At 65.7% G+C, this 23659-nt stretch carries 23 protein-coding genes; 5 read left to right on the top strand and 18 right to left on the bottom strand.

The annotated features are described in order from the left end of the window. Position 1: 1 nt before the first annotated feature. The 8 genes from fabF to AXYL_RS07660 form a co-directional block, all read right to left on the bottom strand. The gene (gene fabF, locus AXYL_RS07695) at positions 2-1231 is read right to left on the bottom strand and encodes a beta-ketoacyl-ACP synthase II (protein ID WP_013392228.1); all 1230 of its coding nucleotides are present in this window, start codon (positions 1229-1231) and stop codon (positions 2-4) included. A 192-nt stretch (positions 1232-1423) separates the two neighbouring features. Further along, positions 1424-1663 carry an acyl carrier protein gene (gene acpP / locus AXYL_RS07690; RefSeq protein WP_003813816.1) on the bottom strand — a complete coding sequence of 80 codons (240 nt, stop codon included), beginning with the start codon at positions 1661-1663 and terminating at the stop codon, positions 1424-1426. A gap of 215 nt (positions 1664-1878) precedes the next feature. After that, positions 1879-2631 (bottom strand): 3-oxoacyl-ACP reductase FabG, encoded by a 753-nt coding sequence (gene fabG, locus AXYL_RS07685; RefSeq protein WP_013392227.1) that lies wholly within the window; start codon positions 2629-2631, stop codon positions 1879-1881. A gap of 4 nt (positions 2632-2635) precedes the next feature. Then, positions 2636-3571, bottom strand: coding sequence for an ACP S-malonyltransferase (gene fabD / locus AXYL_RS07680; protein WP_013392226.1), 936 nt, complete (start codon positions 3569-3571; stop codon positions 2636-2638). A 97-nt stretch (positions 3572-3668) separates the two neighbouring features. Beyond that, positions 3669-4655, bottom strand: coding sequence for a beta-ketoacyl-ACP synthase III (locus tag AXYL_RS07675; protein WP_013392225.1), 987 nt, complete (start codon positions 4653-4655; stop codon positions 3669-3671). After that, complete coding sequence (plsX, locus tag AXYL_RS07670) at positions 4655-5722, bottom strand: phosphate acyltransferase PlsX (RefSeq protein ID WP_013392224.1); 1068 nt, start codon at positions 5720-5722, stop codon at positions 4655-4657. The genes AXYL_RS07675 and plsX overlap by 1 nt, the downstream gene beginning before the upstream one ends. A gap of 59 nt (positions 5723-5781) precedes the next feature. Then, positions 5782-5964 carry a 50S ribosomal protein L32 gene (gene rpmF / locus AXYL_RS07665; protein WP_013392223.1) on the bottom strand — a complete coding sequence of 61 codons (183 nt, stop codon included), beginning with the start codon at positions 5962-5964 and terminating at the stop codon, positions 5782-5784. A gap of 52 nt (positions 5965-6016) precedes the next feature. Continuing rightward, positions 6017-6565, bottom strand: a complete 549-nt coding sequence (locus tag AXYL_RS07660) for a YceD family protein (RefSeq protein WP_013392222.1) — start codon at positions 6563-6565, stop codon at positions 6017-6019. 181 nt (positions 6566-6746) lie between these two features. Here AXYL_RS07660 and AXYL_RS07655 point away from each other — a divergent pair, with 181 nt between their 5' ends. Genes AXYL_RS07655 through AXYL_RS07645 form a run of 3 tightly spaced genes read left to right on the top strand, consistent with a single transcriptional unit; the run spans position 6747 to position 8845 of the window. Further along, the gene (locus tag AXYL_RS07655) at positions 6747-7349 is read left to right on the top strand and encodes a Maf-like protein (protein WP_013392221.1); all 603 of its coding nucleotides are present in this window, start codon (positions 6747-6749) and stop codon (positions 7347-7349) included. Next, positions 7346-8056, top strand: a complete 711-nt coding sequence (locus tag AXYL_RS07650) for an SAM-dependent methyltransferase (protein ID WP_013392220.1) — start codon at positions 7346-7348, stop codon at positions 8054-8056. Before AXYL_RS07655 ends, AXYL_RS07650 begins: the two co-directional genes overlap by 4 nt. 3 nt (positions 8057-8059) lie before the next feature. Beyond that, entirely contained in the window at positions 8060-8845 is a 786-nt protein-coding gene (locus AXYL_RS07645; RefSeq protein ID WP_013392219.1) for an N-acetylmuramoyl-L-alanine amidase, read from the top strand. 12 nt (positions 8846-8857) lie between these two features. Here the strand turns inward: AXYL_RS07645 and msrQ are convergent, their stop codons facing one another. The 4 genes from msrQ to AXYL_RS07625 form a co-directional block, all read right to left on the bottom strand. After that, positions 8858-9508, bottom strand: coding sequence for a protein-methionine-sulfoxide reductase heme-binding subunit MsrQ (msrQ, locus tag AXYL_RS07640; RefSeq protein ID WP_013392218.1), 651 nt, complete (start codon positions 9506-9508; stop codon positions 8858-8860). Positions 9509-9517: 9 nt separating this feature from the next. Continuing rightward, positions 9518-10480, bottom strand: coding sequence for a protein-methionine-sulfoxide reductase catalytic subunit MsrP (gene msrP, locus AXYL_RS07635; RefSeq protein ID WP_013392217.1), 963 nt, complete (start codon positions 10478-10480; stop codon positions 9518-9520). A 170-nt stretch (positions 10481-10650) separates the two neighbouring features. Next, on the bottom strand, positions 10651-11301 hold the full coding sequence (locus AXYL_RS07630; protein WP_013392216.1) for an HAD family hydrolase: 651 nt from the start codon (positions 11299-11301) through the stop codon (positions 10651-10653). 2 nt (positions 11302-11303) lie between these two features. Beyond that, a complete protein-coding gene (locus AXYL_RS07625; protein WP_193353241.1) occupies positions 11304-12266 on the bottom strand; it encodes an RluA family pseudouridine synthase in 963 nt (320 codons plus the stop codon). Between the two features lie 522 nt (positions 12267-12788). Between AXYL_RS07625 and AXYL_RS07620 the strand changes: the two genes are divergently transcribed. After that, a complete protein-coding gene (locus tag AXYL_RS07620; protein ID WP_013392214.1) occupies positions 12789-15872 on the top strand; it encodes an Rne/Rng family ribonuclease in 3084 nt (1027 codons plus the stop codon). Between the two features lie 168 nt (positions 15873-16040). On the opposite strand, the gene AXYL_RS07615 is transcribed toward AXYL_RS07620, so the two are convergent. Beyond that, positions 16041-16904 (bottom strand): LysR family transcriptional regulator, encoded by an 864-nt coding sequence (locus AXYL_RS07615; protein ID WP_013392213.1) that lies wholly within the window; start codon positions 16902-16904, stop codon positions 16041-16043. Between the two features lie 205 nt (positions 16905-17109). On the opposite strand from AXYL_RS07615, the gene AXYL_RS07610 reads away from it, so the two are divergent. Further along, positions 17110-18045, top strand: a complete 936-nt coding sequence (locus tag AXYL_RS07610) for a dihydrodipicolinate synthase family protein (protein ID WP_013392212.1) — start codon at positions 17110-17112, stop codon at positions 18043-18045. A gap of 136 nt (positions 18046-18181) precedes the next feature. Here AXYL_RS07610 and AXYL_RS07605 read toward each other — a convergent pair whose 3' ends face one another. The 5 genes from AXYL_RS07605 to trpA all read right to left on the bottom strand — a co-directional run bounded on the left by AXYL_RS07605 (position 18182) and on the right by trpA (position 23658). Next, positions 18182-19729, bottom strand: a complete 1548-nt coding sequence (locus AXYL_RS07605; RefSeq protein WP_013392211.1) for a UxaA family hydrolase — start codon at positions 19727-19729, stop codon at positions 18182-18184. A 63-nt stretch (positions 19730-19792) separates the two neighbouring features. Then, positions 19793-20800 carry a Bug family tripartite tricarboxylate transporter substrate binding protein gene (locus AXYL_RS07600; RefSeq protein ID WP_013392210.1) on the bottom strand — a complete coding sequence of 336 codons (1008 nt, stop codon included), beginning with the start codon at positions 20798-20800 and terminating at the stop codon, positions 19793-19795. 293 nt (positions 20801-21093) lie between these two features. Next, entirely contained in the window at positions 21094-21642 is a 549-nt protein-coding gene (locus AXYL_RS07595; RefSeq protein ID WP_013392209.1) for an acyloxyacyl hydrolase, read from the bottom strand. A 241-nt stretch (positions 21643-21883) separates the two neighbouring features. Continuing rightward, the gene (gene accD, locus AXYL_RS07590; protein WP_013392208.1) at positions 21884-22759 is read right to left on the bottom strand and encodes an acetyl-CoA carboxylase, carboxyltransferase subunit beta; all 876 of its coding nucleotides are present in this window, start codon (positions 22757-22759) and stop codon (positions 21884-21886) included. A 35-nt stretch (positions 22760-22794) separates the two neighbouring features. Next, complete coding sequence (gene trpA, locus AXYL_RS07585; protein ID WP_013392207.1) at positions 22795-23658, bottom strand: tryptophan synthase subunit alpha; 864 nt, start codon at positions 23656-23658, stop codon at positions 22795-22797. Between the last annotated feature and the right edge of the window lies 1 nt (position 23659).

The following is a 23659-nucleotide window of genomic DNA, read 5'->3' as shown; positions in this document are numbered from 1 at the left end:
ATCAGACCCGGCGAACGGCCATCGAGCCGTTGGTGCCGCCGAAGCCGAACGAGTTGGACAGGCCGACGTCGATCTTCATCTGCCGCGCCTCGTTGGCGCAGTAATCCAGATCGCATTCCGGATCTTGATTGAAGATGTTGATCGTGGGCGGCGACACCTGGTTGTAGACCGCCAGGGTGGTGAACACCGCCTCGATGCCGCCGGCCGCGCCGAGCAGGTGCCCGGTCATGGACTTGGTCGAATTGACCACCAGCTTCTTGGCGTGGTCGCCGAAAGCCAGCTTCAGCGCATCGGTCTCGTTCTTGTCGCCCAGGGGCGTCGAGGTGCCGTGGGCGTTGACGTACTGGATGTCTTCCGCGTTCAAGCCGCCGTTGCGCAGCGCGTTCAACACGCCGCGGCGCGGGCCGTCCTTGTCGGGAGCCGTGATGTGGTGCGCGTCCGAGCTCATGCCATAGCCCGCGAGCTCACCGTAGATGCGCGCGCCGCGTTTTTTGGCGTGTTCGTACTCTTCCAGCACCAGTACGCCTGCGCCCTCGCCCAGCACGAAGCCGTCGCGGTCGCGGTCCCAGGGACGCGAAGCCGTTTCAGGATCGTCATTGCGGGTCGACAAGGCGCGCATGGCGGCGAAACCGCCGATGCCCAGCGGCGACACGGTCGATTCGGCGCCGCCAGCCACCATGACGTCGGCATCGCCGTACTCGATCAGGCGCGCGGCATCGCCAATGCAATGCAGACCGGTGGTGCAAGCCGACACCACGGCGTAGCTCGGACCCTTCATGCCATAGGTAATGGACAGATGGCCGGAGATCAAGTTGATCAGCGAACCGGGCACGAAGAACGGCGAAATGCGGCGCGGACCCTTGGCCAGGTATTCGACCTGGGTTTCCTCGATGCGCGGCAGGCCGCCAATGCCGGAACCCACGATCACGCCGATGCGTTCTGCGTTGGCTTCGGTGACTTCCAGGCCGCAATCGCGCCATGCCTGCATCCCGGCGGCCAGGCCGTAATGGATGAAGGTATCCATCTGGCGGGCTTCCTTGGCCGAGATATAGGTGCTGATGTCGAAGTCTTTGACTTCGCCGGCAATATGCGTGGTGATGGCCGAGGGATCGAAACGGGTGATGCGGCTGATGCCAGAACGTCCGTTGACGATATTGTCCCAAGCGGTGGTCAAGTCGTTCCCGACGGGAGAAACGATACCCAGGCCAGTGATGACGACACGTCGCTTCACGGATGACTCCTCAAACAGACAAAAGAAAGGCGGTTTTCGGGATGCGCTGCACGTGCGGTCCACACGAAAGCGGGTCGGGCTTGACTACGCCCTTCCCGCATGCGGACCGCACGGCAAATTCCTGAAACCGCCCCGATTTCCCGGTTGGCTGCGACGGATGTCGCGAGGCAACCAGAAGGGTAAAAGCCCAGCTTACTGCTTGCCGTGCGAATTGATGTAGTCAATCGCTTGTTGCACGGTCGTGATCTTTTCGGCCTCTTCGTCGGGGATCTCGGTCTCGAATTCGTCTTCGAGCGCCATGACCAGTTCGACCATGTCGAGCGAATCGGCACCGAGGTCGTCAAGGAAGGAGGATTCGTTCTTGATCTCGGCTTCGTTGACGCCAAGTTGTTCAGCGACGATCTTCTTGACGCGCTGTTCGATGCTTTCCATGCAGATCTCCAAATGGGAAAAATCCCGCGAATTATAGCCAAGCGCTGAGTTTTGCGACGCCTGGCCGTGAGAAAAATAACACCGCGCACTTGATCTGTCGCCGGGAGTGGCGCAGGAAACCGGTGTGCGGCGTTTCCGGTTGAATCTCGCGTTGCCGCGCCGATCGAGTCCGGCGGCGGCGCGGCGGAACTGGCCGCCTACGCGCGATTCGTGACTTATTGCATGTACATCCCGCCGTTGACGTGCAGGGTGGTGCCGGTAATGTAACCCGCCTGCGGTCCGGACAAAAACGCCACTGCGTGGGCGATGTCGGCGGGCGAACCCAGGCGGCCGAGCGGAATCTGCTGCAACAGGGCCGCAGTCTGATTTTCGCCCAACGCGCGCGTCATGTCGGTATCGATGAAACCGGGCGCGACGCAGTTCACGGTGATGTTGCGGCTGCCCAGCTCGCGCGCCAGGGCGCGCGACATGCCAGCCACGCCGGCCTTGGCGGCCGCGTAGTTGGCCTGGCCGGGGTTGCCGCTGGAACCCACCACCGACGTGACGTTGATGATGCGTCCCCAGCGGGCCTTCATCATATTGCGCAGCACGGCGCGCGACAGGCGGAAAACTGACGCCAGATTGGTGTCGATGACCGCCAACCAGTCCTCGTCCTTCATGCGCATTGCCAGCGTATCACGGGTGATGCCGGCGTTATTGACGAGGATATGGGGACCGCCGCCTTCCTTGCCCAGCGCATCGATCAGCGCATCGCAGGCAGCGGCGTCGGTCACGTCCAGCACCACGCCGCGGCCGCCCAACGGCGCCAGCGCTTCGGTAATGGCGGCAGCGCCCGATTCGGAGGTGGCGGTGCCGACGACCGTGGCGCCGCGCGCAGCCAGTTCCTGGGCAATGGCGCGGCCGATGCCGCGCGTGGCGCCGGTCACCAGCGCGATCTTGCCCTGCAGTTCGATCGAGGTGTTGTCCATGTTCTTAATTTCCGTTGACGGCGGCCAACGCGGCTTCCAGCGAAGCAGGATCGGTAATGGCCATGCCCGTGAGTTCGGGGTCGATGCGCTTGGTCAGGCCGGCCAGCACCTTGCCGGGACCGCATTCGATGATGTGCGTGACGCCCTGCGCCTTCATCGCGCGCAGGGTTTCAACCCAGCGCACAGGATGCCATGCCTGGCGCACCAGCGCATCCCGGATTGCCCCGGGTTCGACAGGCGAAGCCACGTCGACGTTGTTGATCACTTGCACTTGCGGCGCGGACACCGTCACGCCAGCCAGCGCGCCGGCCAGCACTTCGGCGGCGGGCTTGAGCAGGCTGGAATGGAACGGTGCGGACACCGGCAGCAACAGCGCGCGCTTGGCGCCCGCCGCCTTGGCCAGTTCGCAGGCGCGTTCGACCGCGGCCTTGTGGCCTGCGATCACGACCTGCGCAGGCGCGTTGAAGTTTACGGCCTCGACGACCTCGCCCTGGGCAGCAGCCTCGCAGGCAGCGCGCACGGCGTCGTCGTCCAAGCCCAGGATGGCGGCCATGGCGCCGGTGCCCACCGGTACGGCAGCCTGCATGGCATCAGCGCGCACTCGCACCAGGCGCACGGCGTCTTCGAGCGCGAGCGAGCCTGCGGCCGTCAATGCGGCGTACTCGCCCAGGCTGTGGCCGGCCACGACATCGGGCTTGCGGCCGCCCGCGGCACACCAGGCCGCGTACATCGCGACACCGGCGGTCAGCATGGCGGGCTGGGTATTGGTGGTCAGGTTGAGCTGTTCTGCGGGACCCTGCGCGATCAGCGCGCCCAGATCCTGCCCCAGCGCCTGGCTGGCCCGCGCCACGGTGTCCGTGACGGCCGCGACGCCGGACCAGGCGTCCAGCATGCCGACAGCTTGGGAACCTTGGCCAGGAAAGACAAAAGCGATTTTCATGATGGACCGTATGGATTGATTCAGTGTCTGTGTGGAATGCCAGGCACATCGTTCCGGCGGCCGCGGCGCATGCGCCACGCCACGCCGGAGCGCGCCCTTACATGCGGGCCAGTACCGAGCCCCAGGTGAATCCGCCGCCCACGCCTTGCATCAGGATCAACTGGCCCGGCTTGACGCGGCCGTCGCGGCGCGCGGCATCCAGGGCCAGCGGCACGCTGGCCGCCGAGGTGTTGGCGTGGCTGTCGACGGTGACGACGACCTTCTCGACCGGCACGGCAAGCTTGCGCGCCAGGAAATTCAGGATGCGCACGTTGGCCTGGTGCGGGATCAGCCAATCGACGTCGGCGATCTCGACGCCCGCTTCGGCGCAGGTATCGCGCGCGGAACGGTCCAGCACCGTGACGGCCTGCTTGAACACAGCCTGTCCGTCCATGCGCAGGAACGGATCGCCGGTCACGTCGCCATAGGCGACGTTGCCCGCGGCGTTCAGGATCTTGGCCTGGCTGCCGTCGGCGTGCAATTGCGCGGCCAGGATGCCGGGCTTGTCGGACGCCTTGAGCACCACGGCGCCGGCGCCGTCGCCGAACAGCACGCAGGTGCCGCGGTCGTTCCAGTCCAGGATGCGCGAGAAGACTTCGGCGCCAATGACCAGCGCGCAGCGCGCGCGGCCGGCGCGGATGAAGCTGTCGGCGGTGGTCATGGCGTAGACGAAACCGCTGCACACGGCCTGCACGTCAAATGCCGCCGAACCCTTGGCGCCGAGATTGGCCTGCACGATGCAGGCGGTGCTCGGGAACACGAAATCAGGAGTCGACGTGGCCAGCACGATCAGGTCGACCTCGGACGCGTCCACGCCCGCGTCGGCCAGCGCGCGGCGCGAGGCCTCGGTGGCAAGCTGGCTGGTGGTCACGCCGCGTTCGGCCAGGTGGCGCTGGCGGATGCCGGTGCGCTCGACGATCCATTCGTCGGAAGTGGCGATGTCGCGCGTCGCCAGTTCCGCCGCCAGTTCGTCATTCGAAACCACGCGTTCCGGCAGGAAGCTGCCGGTGCCCGCGATCACGGAATATTTCATTGCGGTATCCATCAAGCGGTGTCCCCAGCCACGTTCGGCGGCGATGCCGTTGGGCCCTCGCCAGACTGAACGCGCTTGGTAATCTGAGCGACCGTCTCGGCGGTGCGCTCCAGCAGTTTACTCACTACGGCTTCGCGGGCGCGCTGCAACGCAAATCCATAGGCGTAGACGTCCGCGGAACCATGGCTCTTGATGACCACGCCGCGCAGGCCCAACAAGGCGGCGCCGTTATAGCGGCGGTTGTCGACGCGGGTGCGCAGGCGGTTGAGCACCGGCTTGGCCACCGCGCCGGCCAGCAGCGTGATCAGATTGCGTTTGAACTCTTCGCGAATGACGCTGGACAACATCTTCGCCAGCCCTTCGACGGACTTGAGCACGACGTTGCCGACGAAACCGTCGCAGACGACGACGTCGACCGTGCCCTTGAATATGTCATTGCCTTCCACGTTGCCGTAGAAGTTGAGCGGGCTGCTTCGAAGAAGCTCAGCGGCTTCCTTGACGACTTCGTTGCCCTTGATGACCTCTTCGCCGATATTGAGCAAGCCCACGGAGGGACGCTCGCGATGGTCCACCGCCTGCGACAGCGCGGCGCCCATGATGGCGAATTGGAGCAGGTGCTCGGCCGTGCAGTCCACATTCGCACCCAGGTCCAGCACCGTGGTGGCGCGGCCCGTCTGGTTCGGAATGGACGTGGCGATCGCGGGGCGGTCTATGCCGTCCAGCGTCTTGAGCACATAGCGTGAAATGGCCATCCACGCGCCGGTATTGCCCGCGGAAACGCAGGCGTCGGCGCGCCCGTCCTTGACGGACTGGGCGGCCAGGCGCATGGAGGAGTCTTTTTTGCGGCGCAGGGCGACCTCAACCGGGTCGTCCATGGTGACGACTTCGGAAGCCGCCACGATTTCAATGCGATCGCGCGCTACCCCACGGTGCTCGGAGAGCGCCGCTTCAATAGCGTCGGGAAGCCCGACCAGCAATAGCCGGGTATCCGGAAATTGCCGGGCGAACTCGATCGCAGCCGGAATCGTGACGGGCAGACCGAAGTCTCCGCCCATACAGTCTATGGCGATGCGTATCACGGGTGCCAGGTATCAGCGCTCAGCCGAAATGGTCCGAGTACGAGTTCGGCCCGGGGGCCTTATTCGTCGGCCTTGGTCTTCAGGACCTTGCGGCCGCGGTAGAAGCCGTTGGGGCTGATGTGGTGACGCAGATGCGCTTCGCCCGTGTTGGGTTCGATCGCCGTCGGCGGGTTCACCAGAAAATCGTGCGAGCGGTGCATACCGCGCTTGGACGGGGACTTCTTGTTTTGTTGAACGGCCATGATGACTCCTAGAAACGGGGCGCATTGTACGCGATGCGGCCCGATGTTGATCTCAATCTTTGTGCTTCAGTTGTTCCAGCACCGCAAACGGCGACGGACGCTTGACAGCGGGCTCCTCGGGAGAAGCTTCGCTGACCTTGGCCAGCGCGCCCGGGCATACATCATGCTTGGGCACATACGGAACGCTCAGAATGAGCTCATCTTCGATCTGGGCCAGCAGATCAAAATGATGCGAACCCACCACCTTTTCAGGCAGGTTGGACACAAAACCATTTCCTTCTTCGTCCTCGTCGTCCTCGCCGGATGACTCCCCATAGGAAGCATCGTCGTCGAGATCGGCTTCGGACTTGACCAGCTGCAAGAGGACTTCGCTGTCGATCGGATACACAAACGGTTCATTGCACCGCTGGCACACCAGAACCGGATTCGCCTGAACATGGACATGCAGCAGCGGCCGGCCCAGCAAGAGGCCGGATTTACCCATTTCGCCGCGCACGGACCACGTCACCAGCCCGGCCTCGCCCAGCGGTTGTTCGGGTAGCCCGTCAACCGCGCGCGTAAACCGCACAAGAGGTATGGTTCCTTGCGCTTCCTTGCCCATGTGGGCAAATGCGTATGCATCGATGCGCTTGATGTTCAGTCCTTTGCATTCGCGGGGTTGTGCATGCGCCTGTATGCAGTGGGTTTAACCACCCGCCGCAGCGGGCTTAACGCCCAGCCATGCAAAAATCCCGCAAAACGTTAGATAATACTGTGACTTACGCATTAACGTCAAATATCGCATGCCTTCAAAGCCTAGCCTGATCCTCGCGTCCAGCTCGCGTTACCGCAAAGAACTGCTGTCCCGCCTGCGCCTGCCCTTCACGGCGATTTCCCCCGATGTAGACGAAACGCCACAGTCCGGCGAAACGCCGGAAGCCCTGGCGCTGCGCCTGTCCGTGGCCAAGGCCATGGCGGTCGCAGCCAAGCATCCCGGCAGCATCGTGATCGGCTCGGACCAGGTGGCCACCGTGGACGGACAGCCCATAGGCAAGCCGGGGGATTTCCCGCGCGCCCTGGCGCAATTGCGGGCCTTGTCGGGTCAAATCGTGGAATTCCACAGCGCCCTGGCCGTCACCGACGGCCAACGGGTGGAAAAAGCCGACATTGTCACGCGCTGCCGTTTCCGCCATTTGACGGACGGCGCCATCGAGGCCTATCTGCGCGCCGAGGAACCCTACGATACCGCAGGCAGCGCCAAGGCGGAAAGCCTGGGCATCGCGCTTATGGAGAGCATCCAGAGCGACGACCCCACCGCCATCATCGGCCTGCCGCTGATCGCACTAACTCGCATGCTGACGCAGTTCGGCCTGGATCCGCTGGACGCCCCTGGAGCCGCCGCATGAGCGGCGCGCTGCACCTGATCCCGGTCGGCCTGGGCGAAGCCCCGCCCGAGCGCTGGCTACCCGCCGAGGTCCGCACCCTGGCGGGCCGGCTGGACACCTATATCGCCGAAAACGCCAAGACCGCCCGCGCCTTCCTCAAGCTGATCGGCACCGTCCGGCCGCTGCAGGAAATCACCATCCACACCCTGAACGACAAGGTCGACGCCGCCCAGATCAAGGCCTGGCTGGAGCCTGCGCTCAAGGGCGCGGAAATCGGCCTGGTTTCCGAGGCCGGCTGCCCCGCCGTCGCGGATCCGGGGGCCAAGGTCGCGGACGCCGCTCACCGCCTGGGCATCGCCGTCAAGCCCTGGGTCGGCCCATCCTCCATCCTGCTGGGCCTGATGGCCAGCGGACTGGACGGCCAGCGCTTCGCCTTCCATGGCTACGCGCCTGTGGATCCGGCGGAACGCGCCAAGCAGCTGCGCGCCTGGGAACAGCACTCGGCCAAGCACAACCAGACCCAACTGCTGATCGAAACCCCCTATCGCAACGCCGCCATGTTCGCCACGCTGCTGGCCAGCCTGAAAGGCGACACCAAGCTGTGCGTGGCGCGCTCGGTCACGACCGTCGACGAATGGATCGTCACCCGCAGCGTGGCCGACTGGAAAAAGCAGCCAGCGCCCCAGCTCGACAAGCTGCCCACGCTGTTCCTCTTCCTGGCGCGCTGACCCATGCGCCGCCTGATTCTTGCGCCGCTTGCCGCGGCCATCCTGGCAGGGTGCGCCGCGCGCGGCCCCGCCGGCCTGGACCTGGACACTTCGATCACCGCGGTCAGCCAGGCCAGCCGGGTACGCAGCATCGTGCTGCACTACACCAGCGTCGACGACGCCCGTTCGATGGAATTGCTCTCCAAGGGCAAGGTCAGCTCCCATTATCTGGTCAACGACGCTGGACACGTCTACCGGCTGGTGGACGAGAGCCGCGCCGCCTGGCACGCCGGCGCCAGCTCCTGGTACGGCAACATCGCCATGAACAGCACGTCCATCGGCATAGAAATCGTCAATCCAGGCTGGACGGAGGGCACGGACGGCAAGCCCGTCTGGCACCCCTATAACGACCGGCAATTGCGCGCGCTGACCATACTCGTACGCGATATTGCGCAGCGCCACGGCATCGCGCCCGAAAACATCGTGGGCCACAGCGACATCGCCCCGCAGCGCAAGGTCGACCCTGGCCCCCTTTTCCCCTGGAAAGCCCTGGCCGCGTCGGGAATCGGGCGCTGGTATGACGAAACCGGCGCCGCCGAGCACCTTGCGCGCCTGCAGATCCAGGGCGCCCCCGACGTGGCGTGGTTCCAGAAGCAGTTGACGCGGTTGGGCTACGCCTGCCCGCAGGACGGCGCGCTGGATCCAGCCACGATCGGCGCACTGGCCGCCTTCCAGATGCACTACCGGCCGGCGCTGTACGACGGCCAGCCCGACGCCGAAACCGCCGCCATCATGCTGGCGATGTTGTAGAACCGGCCAGCCTCAGCGCCGCGCGCGTAGCCACGCGAACAGCCGCCAGCCCAGCAGCAGGGCCAGCACGGCGGCGTAGAGCGCGGGTTGAGTCAGGTCGTTCTTGCCTGCCTTGTGCCACCAGTAATGCAGCACCGCCAGCAGCCCGATGGCATAGATGGCGCGATGCAGGCTCTGCCAGCGCTTGCCCAGCTTGCGCATGGCCCATTGCGTCGAGGTGGCCGCCAGCGCGGCCATCAGCACGAACGCCGCGAATCCCACCATGATGAAGGGACGTTCGCCGATATCCCGCAGCATGCCCGCCGGATCGAAACCGCGGTCCCACCAGACCCAGGCCATGAAATGCATGGACCCATAGAAGAACGCGAACAGGCCGCACATGCGGCGCAAGCGCACCAGGGCGGGCTGGCCGGTCAGCCGGCGCAGCGGCGTGATGGCCAGCGTCACGAGCAGGCAGACCAAGGTCCAGGTGCCCGAGGAACGGGTCAGGAACTCGACGGGATTCGCCGTCAGCCCGTTGTTCACGCCCAGCCAGATCCAGCGCGCGAAAGGCGTCAGCCCAAGCAGGAACAGGAACGGCTTGAAACGCCCTACCGCCTTGGCAGAAAGCTGTGTCTTGCGTGGCGGCGCAGCGGGAACCGCCTGCGGAGTGCCATCAGGCATACGAACGCCTCAATAGTTCGCCTTTAGATCCATGCCCTGGTAGAGCGCCGCCACCTGCTCGCCATAACCGTTGAACATCAAGGTCTTGCGCTTGGGCGAGAACAGGCCGTCCTCGCCGATACGGCGCTCGGTGGCCTGGCTCCAGCGTGGATGGGGCACGTCCGGGTTCACATTGGCGTAGAAGCCATACTCCTGCGGCGCCGCCTTGATCCAGGACGACACGGGCAGCTTTTCCACCAGACGGATCTTCACCAGGGACTTGGCCGACTTGAAACCGTACTTCCAGGGCACGGCCAAACGGAGCGGCGCACCGTTCTGGTTCGGCAGCACGCGGCCGTAGACGCCGAACACCAGCATGGCCAGGGGATTCATGGCCTCATCGATACGCAGGCCCTCCACGTAGGGCCAATCCAGGACGCCGGAGCGCACGCCGGGCATGTTCTCGCGCTGCACGGCGGTCACGAATTCCACGTACTTGGCGTTGCCCGTGGGTTCCGTCTGCTTGAGCAGCGCCGACAGCGAATACCCCACCCAGGGGATCACCATGGACCAGCCCTCGACGCAGCGCAGCCGATAGACGCGATCTTCCATCGGCGCCAGCTTCAGCAGTTCCTCTATGGAAAACGTGCGCGGCTTGCCGACTTCGCCCTCGACACTCACGCTCCAGGGACGGGTCTGCAATTTGCCGGCGTTGGCGGCTGGATCATCCTTATCCATGCCGAACTCGTAATAGTTGTTGTACGAGGTGATGTCGGCCAGCGAGGTCTGCTTGTCCATGACGCTCAGGGCGGCGTTGGCCTTGCCCGGCAGCGCGCCGGCCTCCTGGGCATGCGCGCTGCGCGTGGCCCAGCCTGGCAGGCCCGCGGCGGCGGCAACCACCCCGGCGCGCAACATCAGTTCGCGGCGCGAACGCCAGACGGCCTCGGAGGTGATCTCGGACGGAAGAAAATCGTCGGGCTTGCGTATCAGCATCATGGTCTCCGGTGTAGCGCCCGCAGGATCATGGGCGCGCCCTGCGCAAGCCATGGACGCCGCGCCGCCCCATGATATTCCGCGGCAGGCGGCGCTTGCGGGTATTTCCTATAGACCCGAGCCGGCGGCAGGCGTTCCGCGCCCGGGGAAACCCGGGCGACAGACAGCGGCTAGACCCGCGGCAACAGCCACTCGCGCACCTTCGGCACGCTGTCGAGCACAGCTTGGGGCGAGCAACCCTCAAGTTCCTTCAGGGTATGCGCGCCATAGGTCACGCCCAGGCCGTGCACGCCGGCATTGATCGCCATCTGCAGATCGTGCGAGGTGTCACCCACCATCACCACGCGATCCGGATCCACGTCCAACTCCTGCATCAGTTCATGCAGCATGGCGGGATGCGGCTTGCTGAAAGTCTCGTCAGCGGTACGGGTGGCGTCGAACAGCGGCCCCAGGCCAGTTGCGGCCAGCGCGCGGGTCAGGCCCACGCGGCTCTTGCCGGTCGCCACCGCCAGGCGCACGTTCTGCCCCGCCAGTTCGGCCAGCAGTTCCTGCACACCCTCGAACAGGCGCAACTCCGGGTCGCGCAGCAGGTAATGCGTGCGGTAGCGCTCCAGGAAGCGCGGCAGCATCGCCTGCGTCAGGTCCGGCACCGCGCGGCGCAAGGCGCTTTCCAGGGACAGGCCTATCACCCAGCTGGCGTCGGATGCCGACGGCACCGCCAGTTCCAGGTCGCGGCAGGCGCCCTGGATGGCTGCCACGATGCTGTGCGTGGAATCCATCAGGGTGCCATCCCAGTCAAAAACGACCAGCGAATACGACATAATCAGACCGACTCCAGTTGTTTCAGTATTTGCCGGCAGGCGGGGGGCAGCTCGGCGGTAAGCGTGAGGGGCTCGCCCGTCACCGGGTGGGCCAAGGTCAATTGATGGGCATGCAGGAACATCCTGCCAAAGCCCATGCGAGCGAACTCCGCCCGCACCTCATCGCGACCGTATTTATCATCACCGACGATGGGAAAGCCGCTGGCGGCCAGATGCACCCGGATCTGGTGGGTACGGCCGGTGCGCAATTCAGCGTCGACCAGACTATAGCCACCCAGCCGCTGCTTGAGTGTGACGATGGTGTGCGCCGACTGGCCGTCTGGATCGACCTTTACCCGGCGTTCGCCGGACTGGGTGGTCCACTTGGACAGGCCCAGCTTGATGTGCTGGCGGTCATTGACCCAATCGCCCTCGACCAGGGCCAGGTAGTGCTTATCCCCTTTTCCTTCGCGCAGCATGGCGTGCAGCGCCAGCAAGGCGCTGCGCTTCTTGGCCACCATCAAAAGGCCAGAGGTTTCCCGGTCCAGGCGGTGGACCAGCTCCAGGAATTTTGCGCCGGGCCGGGCTGCCCGCAATTGCTCGATCACGCCAAAGGACACGCCGCTGCCGCCATGGACCGCCACGCCAGCGGGCTTGTCCACCACCAGCAGGGCCTCGTCCTCGAACACCACCGGGAACTCTGCGCCGGGCACCGGACGGGGCTTGCCGGGATCGGGCAAGCGCAAGGGCGGAATACGCACCACATCGCCTTCGGCGACCCTGTAGTCGGCCGAAGTACGTCCCTTATTTATCCGCACCTCGCCGCCGCGGATGGCCTTGTATATGTGGGTTTTGGGGACGCCCTTGCACAGTCTGGCCAGAAAGTTGTCCAGGCGCTGGCCGGCCTGCTCGGCGTCGACCTCCACCATGCGGACGGCGGGGGGAGCTTTAGAGAGGGTTTTCGAGGAGGAAGTTTCTTTGCGCATTGCGGAAAGCGACATATAATCGGGACAGCCTAAAGGGGCTGAACTAGCCGCCTGACGTAGAGATGCAACGTTACGCAACTCCGTCGAGCGCGCGGGCCGCCATTGTACTGCCTGCTCATTCAACCCCTGGGGTCATTTGGTCGCCGGCGCAACCGCGCCCTGCCGGATAGTGGTGTGGCATTCATTTTGCCCGCTGTCCCAGCAGGTCCGTTGCATGCCGCAAGCGGCTCTGAAGCACCGCAAGAATCGTCGCATATTTAAAGCACCAGCTGCGCGTGGGCAACCAATCCGACCGCAACTGCCGTTCACAGCACTTTTCCGTCAAACCACATTCAGTGAAGCTGACCCTCCTGCTGACAGAACCCCGAGCCCCACGGCTCGACGTGCCCGCCTGACCCGCGGCGGATACGCCTGGGCGCCGCCCAGGTACGGTCCGCATTTCTTGCCCGCTTCAGCCGCAGCCCGAGTGACCCGAGGTCACGCGCCGATATCGGCGCGTCATGACAACGGAGAACCCCTCTCATGAAGCGCATGCTGTTCAATGCGACGCATCAGGAAGAATTACGCGTCGCTATCGTCGATGGGCAAAAACTCATCGACCTCGACATCGAGACTGCCGGCCGCGAACAACGCAAAGGCAACATCTACAAAGGTGTCATCACCCGGATCGAACCCGGCCTCGAGGCTTGCTTCGTCAACTACGGCGAAGACCGCCACGGCTTCCTGCCCTTCAAGGAAGTAGCCCGCAGCTTCTTCAAGGAAGGCGTGGACGTCCGCAGCGCCCGCATCCAGGACGCCCTGCGCGAAGGCCAGGAACTGATCGTCCAGGTTGAAAAGGAAGAGCGCGGCAACAAGGGCGCCGCCCTGACCACGTTCATCTCGCTGGCTGGCCGCTACCTGGTCCTGATGCCCAACAACCCCCGCGGCGGCGGTGTTTCGCGCCGCGTCGAGGGCGAGGACCGCCAGGAACTGCGCGACACCATGGAGCAGCTCGATCTGCCCCAGGGCATGAGCATCATCGCCCGTACCGCCGGCATCGGCCGCAACGTCGAAGAACTCCAGTGGGACCTGTCCTATCTGTTGCAGCTCTGGACGGCCATCGATGGCGCCGCGCGCGACAACTCCGCGCCCATCCTGATCTACCTGGAATCCAGCCTGGTCATCCGGGCCATCCGCGACTACTTCTCCCCGGAAATCGGTGAGATCCTCATCGATACCGACGAGATCGCCGATCAGGCCACGGCCTTTATGAGCGTGGTGATGCCGGACAACGTCCAGCGCGTCAAACGCTACCGCGACGATATCCCGCTGTTCTCCCGCTTCCAGATCGAACACCAGATCGAAACGGCCTACTCGCGCACGGTGACGCTGCCTTCGGGCGGCGCCATCGTCATCGACCACACCGAAGCCCTGGTTTCCGTGGACGTCAACTCGGCCCGCTCCACGCGCGGCGCCGACATCGAGGAAACCGCGCTGCGCACCAACTCGGAAGCCGCCGACGAAGTGGCCCGCCAGTTGCGTTTGCGCGACCTGGGCGGCCTGATCGTCATCGACTTCATCGACATGGAGGACAGCAAGAACCAGCGCGCCGTCGAACAGCGCCTGCGTGACGCCCTCCATTTCGACCGCGCCCGCGTCCAGATGGGCAAGATTTCGCGCTTCGGCCTGATGGAACTGTCGCGCCAGCGCCTGCGCCCGGCCCTGAACGAAGGCTCGCACATCACCTGCCCGCGCTGCAACGGCACCGGCGTGATCCGCGACGCCGAGTCCAGCGCCCTGCACGTGCTGCGCCTGCTGCAAGAAGAAGCCATGAAGGAAAACACCGCCGCCGTGCACGCCCAAGTGCCGGTCGACGTGGCTACCTACCTGCTGAACGAAAAGCGCGCCGACATCACCAAGATGGAAGCCCGCCTCAAGGTCAACCTGATGCTGATCCCCAACAAGCATCTGGAAACGCCGCACCACCACATCGAGCGCCTGCGCCACGACGATCCGCGCCTGGAAGAACTGAAGACCAGCTTCGAACTGGTTGAAGCTCCGGCCACGGACGCCCCCTGGCAGCCGCGCGAGCACGAGATCAAGTCCCGTCCGGAAGCGCTGGTCAAGGGCATCACGCCTTCGCAGCCCGCTCCGGTTTCGACCCCGGCTCCCGCCGCCGCGGCTCCCGCTCCGGCAGCAGCCGGCGGCCTGGGCGGCCTGTTCAAGCGCCTGTTCGGCTGGCTGGGAGGCAGCTCCGAGGCGGCCAAGCCCGCTCCCGCCGTCCAGGAAGACAGCGCCAAGCGGGCCAGCTCCGGCCGCGGCAAGGGCCGCAGCGGCCATGACGGCCAGGAACGCCGTGGCGAACGCCATGGTTCGGACCGCAACCGCAACCGCCGCGGCGAGTCGCGCGCCGAAGGCGCCGAAGGCAGCGAGGGCGGCCGCCATCACGTGCGCGGCAACCGCCGCCCCGAAGGCGAACGCCAGGAACGCGGCGATCGCCACAACCGCAACGAAGCCCGCGGCGAACGCGACACCCAGGCCACGCAAGCGGCCCTGGCGTCCAACCGTCCCGAGCAAGCCGTGGAAGCCGGCGGCGAAGATGCCGGCGTCGGTCGCAACCGCCGTCGCGGCCGCGGCCGCAACCGCCGCGAGGAAGGCCAGTCCGACGCGCCGATGAGCGAACAGGAAAGCATGGTCGCCGCCCTGGCGCAGACGGTTGCCACCGCCCTGCCCGAAACCAAGCCTGCCCCTGAAGCTGCCGAGCTGGTCGCCGAAACCTCCGAAACCGTCGAACAGGCCGCCGATGGCCTGCCCGGCATCGAAGGCGCCGAAGGCGCGGCCGATCCCGAGCGCAAGCGCCGCCGCCGCCGCAGCCGCCGTGGCCGCCGCAGCCCGGACGAAGCAGGTCTGGCCGGCAGCGATGAGCAGCTCGAAGATGGCGCCGACGATGACGGCGCCGAGCAATCGGAAGACTCCGCTGCCCAGCCCGCCGTGAGCGCCGCGCAAGCCGTGGAGCCGGCCCCGGTCCAGCAGGTCGCAGCCGCTCCGGCCCAGCCTCAGCAAGTCGAAGCCGCTCCGGTGCAAGTCCAAGAGGCTGCAGCCGCACCGGCTGAACCCGCCAAGGTTGCCGCCACTCCGGTTGCAGCCCAACAGGTCGAACCCGTGCAAGCCGCTGAAGCCGTGGCCCAGCCCGTGCAGACGGTGGCCTCCGAGGTAACGCAGCCGGTTTCCGTGCAAGCCGCGAGCGAGGCTTCCGCCCCCGCAGCGTCCGAACAGACACCGGTGGAAGCCGCTGCCGTCGAACCCGTGCTCACGCCCGCCCCTGCCGCCCCCGTCGCCCCTGCCGCGCCGGTGGTCCAGGAAACGGTGGCCCCGGCGCCTGCCGCCGCGCCCGTAGCCAGCCAGCCCATCGTGGTGCCGGCAGTTGCTCCGTCGGCCAAGGCCCAAGCCCTGCATGACGTGGTCAACGCTGCTGGCCTGCAGTGGGTGGAAACCGATCCGGACCGCCACGCACAGACCCAGCTGCGCATCGCCGCGGCGCATACGCCGGTCCGCCTGGGCCGCGAGCGCAAGCCGGTCGCGTCCGTTTCCAACGAGCCGCTGGTTCAGGTCGAAACGCGCCACTAAGCCGCAAGCCCGCAAAGGCTTGCGACGCGCAATACCCCGCACCCCGGGAGCTGGATCTCGATCCAGTTTCCGGGGTGTTTTTCATGGTGGACCCGATGCGCGGTCATGCTGACGCGGCCCATCCCCGGTGCGCCAGGCCCCATGCGACTCGCCGGCGCCCCGCGCCTCTCAATCGCCTTCTATCCGCTCCGCAGGCAGGTTCAAGGCCAGCCCGGCTTCTTCCACGAACGCTTCCGCCAGCGCCGAATGCGGCATGTGCCGGGCCCAGAGGATCCCCATGCGGCGCAGCGGCGCCCGCCCCGGCAGCGGCACGCGCTTGACGCGCCGGCTGTCCAGCCAATCCGGCGCCCAGTCGGGCACCAGCGACACCCCCAATCCTTCCGACACCATGCAGGCGATGCCCATCAGGCCGTCGACCTCCAGGCGCTCGCGCGGTACGATGCCGTGCTGGCGCAGGTACTGGTCCGCCAGGCGGCCGCCCCAGACGTTGCGGTCGTAGCGGATGAAGGGCTGCGTGCTCATCAGGTCATGGGCGTCGTTGCTCGCGGTGTCGGGCGGCGCCAGCACCACCAGCGGCTCTTCCGCCACCAGTTTCCAGGCATAGCCCTTGGACAGGTTGAACTGGGGCTTGACGATGAAGGCCGCATCCAGGTCGCCGTTGATCACCCGGTGATACAGGTGATTGGACGTGCCCGGCTCGATGAAGACGGCAAGTTTGGGCAGGCGCCGGTACAGGCGCGCCAGCACGATGGGCATGATGCCCGTCAGCGCCGACACCGACACGCCCAGGCGCAGTTCGCCCAAAGGCGCATCGTCGCTGGCGCTGGCGCGCAGATCCCGCACCTCGCGCAGCACGCCGCGGGCGCGCTCCAGCACTTTCAGGCCCGCCTCGGTAGCCTTGACGCTGCGGCCGACGCGCTTGATGAGCGTGGCGCCCAATTCCTCTTCCAGGGTGCGCACCCGTGCCGCGATGGCGGCAGGCGTCAGGTCCAGCCGGCGCGCCGCCTCCGCCAGTGATCCGCATTCGACCACTGACACAAAACTCTGCACATATCGCGTATCCAAAACGTCCCCTTTTTTCTGTATGCTCGGTTTGCGCCAGGGCAAACCACAACAATTTTATGGATTGAAGCAATTAAACAGCAGATGTTCATCGGCTGGTTCGGTGCCAGAATCAGACGTTGCCGTCGCGCCGCCTGGCGCGCCCTTTTCATTCATCAGACAACGAGTAGAGACAATGAGCACCCAAGCCAGCATTCCCGGCGTTTTTTCTCCGGTCCTGACGCCATTCGACGCAGCCTATCGCCCGGCCTTGGGACGCTACGTGAAACACTGCCGCTGGCTGCGCGAGCAATCCGTCGGCCTGGCCATATTCGGCACCAACTCAGAAGCCAACTCGCTGGCCCTGTCTGAAAAACGCAGCCTGCTGGACGCGCTGCTGGAAGCTGGCGTGGAGCCGTCCGCACTGATGCCCGGCACCGGCGCCTGCGCGCTGCCCGACGCGATCGAGCTGACCCGCCACGCCGTGCGCAGCGGCAGCATGGGCGTGCTGGTCCTGCCGCCCTTCTACTACAAGGGCGTGAGCGACGAGGGCCTGTTCCGCTACTACGCCGAACTGATCGAAGGCGTGGGCGACGACCGGCTGCGCATGTACCTGTACCACATCCCGCCCGTGAGCCAGGTGCCGCTCAGCCTGGACCTGATAGACCGCCTGCTGGACCGCTACCCCGGCCAGGTCGCGGGCGTGAAGGACAGCGGCGGCGACTGGAATAACACGGCGGCCATGATCGAGCGTTTTGCGCCGCGCGGCTTCCGGGTCTACGCGGGCAGCGAGGCTTTCCTGCTGCAGACGCTGCGCGCCGGCGGCGTGGGCTGCATCACGGCCACCGGCAACGTCAACCCGGGCCCGATCGTCGCGCTGCAACAGCGTTGGCAGGAAGCCGACGCCGACGCCCGCCAGGCCGGACTGAACGCGACCCGCAACGTGTTCGGCAAATTCCCCATGATCCCCGCGATGAAGGCCGCCATCGCCTGGAAGTCCGGCGACCCCGCCTGGGCGACGGTACGCCCGCCCCTGGTGGAACTGAACGCCGAACAGCGCACCGCCTTGCAGGCCGCCCTGGATGACAACGGCTTCGACATGCCGGGCGCGCAAGCGCTGGCGGACAACTAATCGCCAGTCCCGCAGGCGCGCCGCCGCCTGCGGAATCGCACAACACAGCGGCACATCCGCGGCAAAAAAACGCCCCCGCGCACGGTCCTGGATGGCCGTCCGCGGGGGCGTTTTTTTGCGTATGCGGCTGCGCGCCTCAGCTCACCACGCCGATATTCCAGGGCACGAACTCGTGGTCGCCCAGCCCCAGCAGTTCGCTCTTGCTGCGCGTGCCGGAAGCCACCAGCAGGATTTCCTCGAAGATGCGCTGCGCAACTTCCTGCAACGTCGCGGTGCCGTCCAGGATGGCGCCGCAATTGACGTCCATATCTTCCGTCAGCCTTTCATACATCGGCGTGTTGGTCGCCAGCTTGATCGACGGCACGGGTTTGGCGCCGAACATCGAGCCGCGCCCGGTCGTGAAACAGATCATGTTGGCCCCGCCGGCAATCTGCCCGGTCGCCGAGACAGGATCGAAGCCGGGCGTATCCATGAATACCATGCCGGGTTGGCGCACCGGCTCCGCGTAGCGGTAGACCTCCATCAGCGCGGTGGTGCCGCCCTTCATCGAAGAACCCAGCGATTTCTCGAAGATATTGGCGAGGCCGCCCATCTGGTTGCCCGGGCTGACCTTGCCGTTGATCTGCACGTCGCGCCCGGGCGAATACTCTTCCTTCCACCAACGGATACGCTGCACCAGCTTCTCGCCGACCTCGCGGTTGCGGGCACGCGACGTCAGCGTGTGCTCCACGCCGTAGATCTCCGGCGTTTCGGACAGGATGGCGGTGCCGCCGTGGCGCACCAGGATGTCCATGGCCGCGCCCAGCGCCGGATTGGCGGTGATGGACGAAAAGCCGTCCGACCCGCCGCATTGCAGCCCCACCGTCAGGTGCCGCGCCGGCAACGGCACGCGCTCGACCTCATTGGCCTGCGGCAGCAGGGCTTGCACCGCGGCGACGCCGGCCTCGATGGTTTTACGCGTGCCGCCGGTCTCCTGCATGATGAAGGTCTTCAGCCGCGCGCCCGCCTCCAGCCCCTGATCCTTGAGCAAGGCATCCAGCTGGTTGCGTTCGCAGCCCAGCCCGACGATCAGCACAGCGGCGAAGTTGGCATGGCAGGCATAGCCGCCCATCGTCCGGCGCAACAGGTCCATGGGTTCGCCCGACATCTCCATGCCGCAACCCATGCCATGGCTCAGCGCCACCACGCCATCCACGTTGGGATAGGCCGCCATCAGTTCCGGGGTGAAAGCCTCGGCAATACGATGCACCACCGTCGCCGAACAGTTGACCGTCGCCATGACGCCTATGTAATTGCGCGTGGCCACCTGCCCATTGGCGCGCACGATGCCGAGAAAGCGCGCCTGCTCGGACTCGGGCAAGACCGGCGTAGGCACGTAGTCGCGGGCGTGCGCGTAGTCGCGGTCGAACTCCTGGAAGTCCATATTGTGCGAGTGGACGTAGGTGCCCGCCGGAATGTCGCTGGCCGCAAAACCGATGCAGACGTTGTACTTGAGGATGGGCTCGCCGGCGCGCAGGTCGCGCGCCGCGATCTTGTGGCCGGCCGGAATCTGGCTGCGGCTGACGATGCCCTCGGAAGGCACGGCCGCGCCTATGCCGATGGGTACGCGCGCCACCACCACGTTGTCCGCGGAGTGCAGGCGGATGACGGGGCCGGCAGCGCGCTTTTCGCTTAAGTCGATCATATTTTGGTCTCGCAGGAATGAAGGAAACGCCCGGCCGCGGATGCCCTGGCGCGGGCAGGCCGGCTATTCGGGTTTGATGCCTATGTCGCGGATCAGCACGGACCAGCGCGGCAACTCCGCCCCCACGAAGCGTGTGAAGGTCTCGGAATCGCTACCCACCACCGTGAAACCCTGCTCGCTCAGCTTGGCCTGCATGTCACTCTGTTGCAGGGCCGCGCGGATGGAATCGGCAAGCTTGCCCACCACGGGCTTGGGCGTATTGGCCGGCGCAAACACGCCGTACCAGGTCGACACTTCAAAGTCCTTGAAGCCCGATTCAGCCAGGGTCGGAATCTGCGGCGCCTTGGGATCGCGCTTCAGGCTGGTAATGGCCAGCGGCCGGACCTTGCCCGAATTGATGTGCGGCAAGGCCACAGGAAGATTGGCGAACATGTACGGCACGTGCCCGCCCAGCACATCCGCCATGGCGGCCGATTCGCCCTTGTAGGGCACGTGCGTCACCTTAGTGCCCACCATGTGCGCGTACAGTTCCCCGGCAATGTGCTGCGGACCGCCCTGGCCCGACGAGGCGTAGCTCATGGCGCCGTCGCCCGCCTTGCGGATGTGCTCGGTGAGCTCCTGCACGGTCTTCGCGTCCACCAACGCCGGATTGACCACCAGGATCAGAGGCATGGTCACCACCTGCGACACCGGCGCGAAGTCCTTTTCAGGTTTGAACGGCAGGGACGGGAACAAGGAAGGGGCGACCACCATGGTGGACTGCGAGCCCAGGAACAGCGAATAGCCGTCGGCAGGCGAACGGGCCACGTTGTCGGCGGCGATGGTGCCGGTGGCGCCGGCCCGGTTCTCCACCACCACCTGCTGGCCCAGGCTTTCGGCCATCTTGGCGCCCACCAGGCGCGCCACGATGTCCGCGCCGCCGCCAGGAGCGAAACCCACGACCATGCGCAGCGGCTTGTTCGGAAACTCCTCGGCCGATGCGGCGGATGCGCCGCAGGACAGCGCGAGGGCCAGGCCAATAGCGGTGGCCATGCGCGTCAGCAGACGCGCGGGCGTACAGGGGTAGTTCATGCGTTGGTCTCCGTTTGTCGTCGTCGCGTCCCCTCGCCTGGCGCGGCCATGCGTGCTGCGGAGAATCAGGGGCCGCGCGGCGGCTCATTGTGTGTTGTGCGGTGCCTGGGCATTCTGGCCATTGCACTCCTTACCAACAAGTATGTGTACGCAGCGTCAGAACATAATATTTTTGTTGTTTTAGATTGAGCGGAAAGCCACGCAGCGCGGCAGCCCAAAAAAAATCCACCCCTGAGGGTGGATCTTTCTGTTTGGCGCGCCCTGGGGCCGCGCCAGGCTCGCGCAAGGCGGAATCAGAACTGGTAGGTGTAGGTCAGCTGCACCACGTCCAGGCCCGGGTTCGGGCGCTTGATGCTGGCATTGGAGAAGTGCGAATAGCGCAGGCCGATGCGATTGTTCGGCGTCACCAGAAAGCCCATGCCGATGTGGTCGCCAAACTGGAAGGCGGTGCTTATGTTCTCGTCGGCGAAGCGCGTGCTGGAGAACAGCGTGGCGCCGATACCCGCTTCGATGTAGAAGCGTTCGCCAGTCCACCAGCGGAACATCGGGATGGCGTTGAGCTGCCAGACATGGCTGGGCGAACGCGAACCGCTAGCCTTCCAGTACGACACGCCGAGTTCAGGCGTCAGGTCCAGGCGACCCCAGTTGCCGCCGAACTGGTAGGTCCAGACAGATGGCGTTTCGTAGTTCAGCGTCAGGCGCTGATAGTGGTCTCCAATGCCGTAATGCATGCTGACGCCGCCCTGGGTGCCTTCGGACGATTGGGCGCTTGCCAGCGACGCGGTTGCAGCCAGGGCAAGTCCCACAAGGCCGGTAAGCATCTTCTTCTTGGTCAACTGCATTGGAAAACTCCGTAGATTTCAAACCTAGTACGCAACATAGCAAAATCCGGGCCGGACGACTTGATTTCTGTCGCAGGCAGGCAACATCGCGGATGGAAAAGACTGTTCCGAATAACGTCCTTCAGATGCCTCCTGACAAACTCCCTAAACGAGAATGCCGCCGGGAGCCCGAGGCTGCCGGCGGCATCCGATCACCGCCCATCCAGTCCGCCCGAAAAGGCCGGCAGGATGGAGGCAAGATTCAGGCCGTCACCACATCCGCGGGCTGATTGGTCAGCAAGGCCAGCAGGCGGGCGATTTCCTCGCGCAGCTGGCGGCGATCCACGACCATGTCGATGGCGCCCTTCTGCAGCAGGAACTCGGCGCGCTGGAAGCCTTCCGGCAGCTTTTCGCGCACGGTCTGTTCGATCACGCGCGGGCCGGCAAAGCCGATCAGCGCCTTGGGCTCGGCGATGACCACGTCGCCCATGAAGGCAAAGCTGGCCGACACGCCGCCCATGGTGGGGTCGGTCAACACGCTGATGAACGGCAGGCCGGCCGCCGACAGGCGGGTCAGCATGGCGTTGGTCTTGGCCATCTGCATCAGCGACAGCAGGCTTTCCTGCATGCGCGCGCCGCCCGAGGCGGCCACGCAGATGAACGGCGTCCGGTTGTCCAGGGCGGCCTGGGCGCCGCGCGCAAAGCGCTCGCCCACCACCGAGCCCATGGAGCCGCCCATGAATTCGAATTCAAAGCAGGCCAGGGTTGCGGACACGCCGCGGATCGAGCCGCTCATGACCACCATGGCGTCGGTTTCACCGGTTTGCTTGACCGCTTCCTGCAGACGCTCGGGATACTTGCGCGTGTCCTTGAACTTCAGCGTGTCGACCGAACGCGTGGTCTGGCCGATTTCGACCCGGCCCTCGACATCCAGCAGCGAATCGATGCGGGCGCGAGCCCCGATGCGCATGTGGTGGTCGCACTTGGGGCAGACGTGCAGGTTGGCCGCCAAGTCTTCGCTGTACAGCACCGATTCGCACGACGGGCATTTCACCCAAAGGCCTTCGGGAACGCGGCGCGGGCCGCTTTCGCTGGTTTTGTTGATGCGAGGAGGCAGGAGTTTTTCGATCCAGCTCATTGATTATTCATCCCGTATGAGGTCACGCCCGCCACTCAGGCCGACGCGCTTGCTCGTTTTACTTGATCCAGCGCTTGCCGGATGGTGCGCAGCCAGCCGCTGGCGGCGGTGACTGCGGCGTCGGTTTTCTGGGCCGCGGGGGCGTCCGCCGCCGCCTGCTCCATGGTTTCAATCAGTTTGCTGCCGATCACGACGGCGTCGGCCGCGCGCGCCACGCGCTGGGCGCTTTCGGCGTCGCGGATGCCGAAGCCCACGCCTACCGGAATATCGCGCACGTGGCGGCGGATCACGGCCAAACGCTCGGCCACGTCATCGGTATTGAGCGAGCCCGAACCCGTGACGCCCTTGAGCGACACGTAGTACACGTAGCCGCGGGCGACCGCGGCTACGGCCTTGATGCGCGCTTCCGTGGACGTGGGCGCCAAAAGGAAGATCGGGGCGATGCCATGCTCGCCCAGCGTGGCCGCGAACTCGACGACTTCTTCGGGCGGATAGTCCACCACCAGCACGCCGTCCACGCCAGCCTGCTCGGCGCGGCGCGCGAACTCGGCCTGGCCCATGCGTTCTATCGGGTTGGCGTAACCCATCAGCACCACCGGCGTGGCGGTGTCGCGCTGACGGAACTCGGCCACCAGGTCCAGCACGCGGGCCAGGCCCACGCCCTGCGCGATGGCGCGGTCGGCGGCGCGCTGGATCACCGGGCCGTCGGCCATGGGATCGGAGAACGGTACGCCCAGTTCGATGACGTCGGCGCCGGCCTCGACCAGCGCGTGCATCAGGGGAACGGTGGCGGCGGGCGAGGGATCGCCCGCGGCAATGTAGGGAATCAGCGCCGCGGCGCGGCCGGATTCGGCGGTGCGCGCAAAAGCGGCGGCGATGCGGTCGGTGCGAGTGGTCATG

The organism is Achromobacter xylosoxidans A8, from assembly GCF_000165835.1.
Taxonomy (GTDB): Bacteria; Pseudomonadota; Gammaproteobacteria; order Burkholderiales; family Burkholderiaceae_B; genus Achromobacter; species Achromobacter xylosoxidans_B.
This window is presented reverse-complemented; position numbering and strand designations above follow the sequence as displayed.

Bases quoted from the DNA above. Each gene is read 5' to 3' on its own strand.
- acpP (WP_003813816.1), bottom strand. From the start codon at position 1,663: ATGGAAAGCATCGAACAGCGCGTCAAGAAGATCGTCGCTGAACAACTT.
- fabG (WP_013392227.1), bottom strand. From the start codon at position 2,631: ATGGACAACACCTCGATCGAACTGCAGGGCAAGATCGCGCTGGTGACC.
- fabD (WP_013392226.1), bottom strand. From the start codon at position 3,571: ATGAAAATCGCTTTTGTCTTTCCTGGCCAAGGTTCCCAAGCTGTCGGC.
- AXYL_RS07675 (WP_013392225.1), bottom strand. From the start codon at position 4,655: ATGGATACCGCAATGAAATATTCCGTGATCGCGGGCACCGGCAGCTTC.
- rpmF (WP_013392223.1), bottom strand. From the start codon at position 5,964: ATGGCCGTTCAACAAAACAAGAAGTCCCCGTCCAAGCGCGGTATGCAC.
- AXYL_RS07660 (WP_013392222.1), bottom strand. From the start codon at position 6,565: ATGGGCAAGGAAGCGCAAGGAACCATACCTCTTGTGCGGTTTACGCGC.
- AXYL_RS07655 (WP_013392221.1), top strand. From the start codon at position 6,747: ATGCCTTCAAAGCCTAGCCTGATCCTCGCGTCCAGCTCGCGTTACCGC.
- AXYL_RS07650 (WP_013392220.1), top strand. From the start codon at position 7,346: ATGAGCGGCGCGCTGCACCTGATCCCGGTCGGCCTGGGCGAAGCCCCG.
- AXYL_RS07645 (WP_013392219.1), top strand. From the start codon at position 8,060: ATGCGCCGCCTGATTCTTGCGCCGCTTGCCGCGGCCATCCTGGCAGGG.
- msrQ (WP_013392218.1), bottom strand. From the start codon at position 9,508: ATGCCTGATGGCACTCCGCAGGCGGTTCCCGCTGCGCCGCCACGCAAG.
- msrP (WP_013392217.1), bottom strand. From the start codon at position 10,480: ATGCTGATACGCAAGCCCGACGATTTTCTTCCGTCCGAGATCACCTCC.
- AXYL_RS07630 (WP_013392216.1), bottom strand. From the start codon at position 11,301: ATGTCGTATTCGCTGGTCGTTTTTGACTGGGATGGCACCCTGATGGAT.
- AXYL_RS07625 (WP_193353241.1), bottom strand. From the start codon at position 12,266: ATGCGCAAAGAAACTTCCTCCTCGAAAACCCTCTCTAAAGCTCCCCCC.
- AXYL_RS07620 (WP_013392214.1), top strand. From the start codon at position 12,789: ATGAAGCGCATGCTGTTCAATGCGACGCATCAGGAAGAATTACGCGTC.
- AXYL_RS07610 (WP_013392212.1), top strand. From the start codon at position 17,110: ATGAGCACCCAAGCCAGCATTCCCGGCGTTTTTTCTCCGGTCCTGACG.
- AXYL_RS07605 (WP_013392211.1), bottom strand. From the start codon at position 19,729: ATGATCGACTTAAGCGAAAAGCGCGCTGCCGGCCCCGTCATCCGCCTG.
- AXYL_RS07600 (WP_013392210.1), bottom strand. From the start codon at position 20,800: ATGAACTACCCCTGTACGCCCGCGCGTCTGCTGACGCGCATGGCCACC.
- AXYL_RS07595 (WP_013392209.1), bottom strand. From the start codon at position 21,642: ATGCAGTTGACCAAGAAGAAGATGCTTACCGGCCTTGTGGGACTTGCC.
- accD (WP_013392208.1), bottom strand. From the start codon at position 22,759: ATGAGCTGGATCGAAAAACTCCTGCCTCCTCGCATCAACAAAACCAGC.
- trpA (WP_013392207.1), bottom strand. From the start codon at position 23,658: ATGACCACTCGCACCGACCGCATCGCCGCCGCTTTTGCGCGCACCGCC.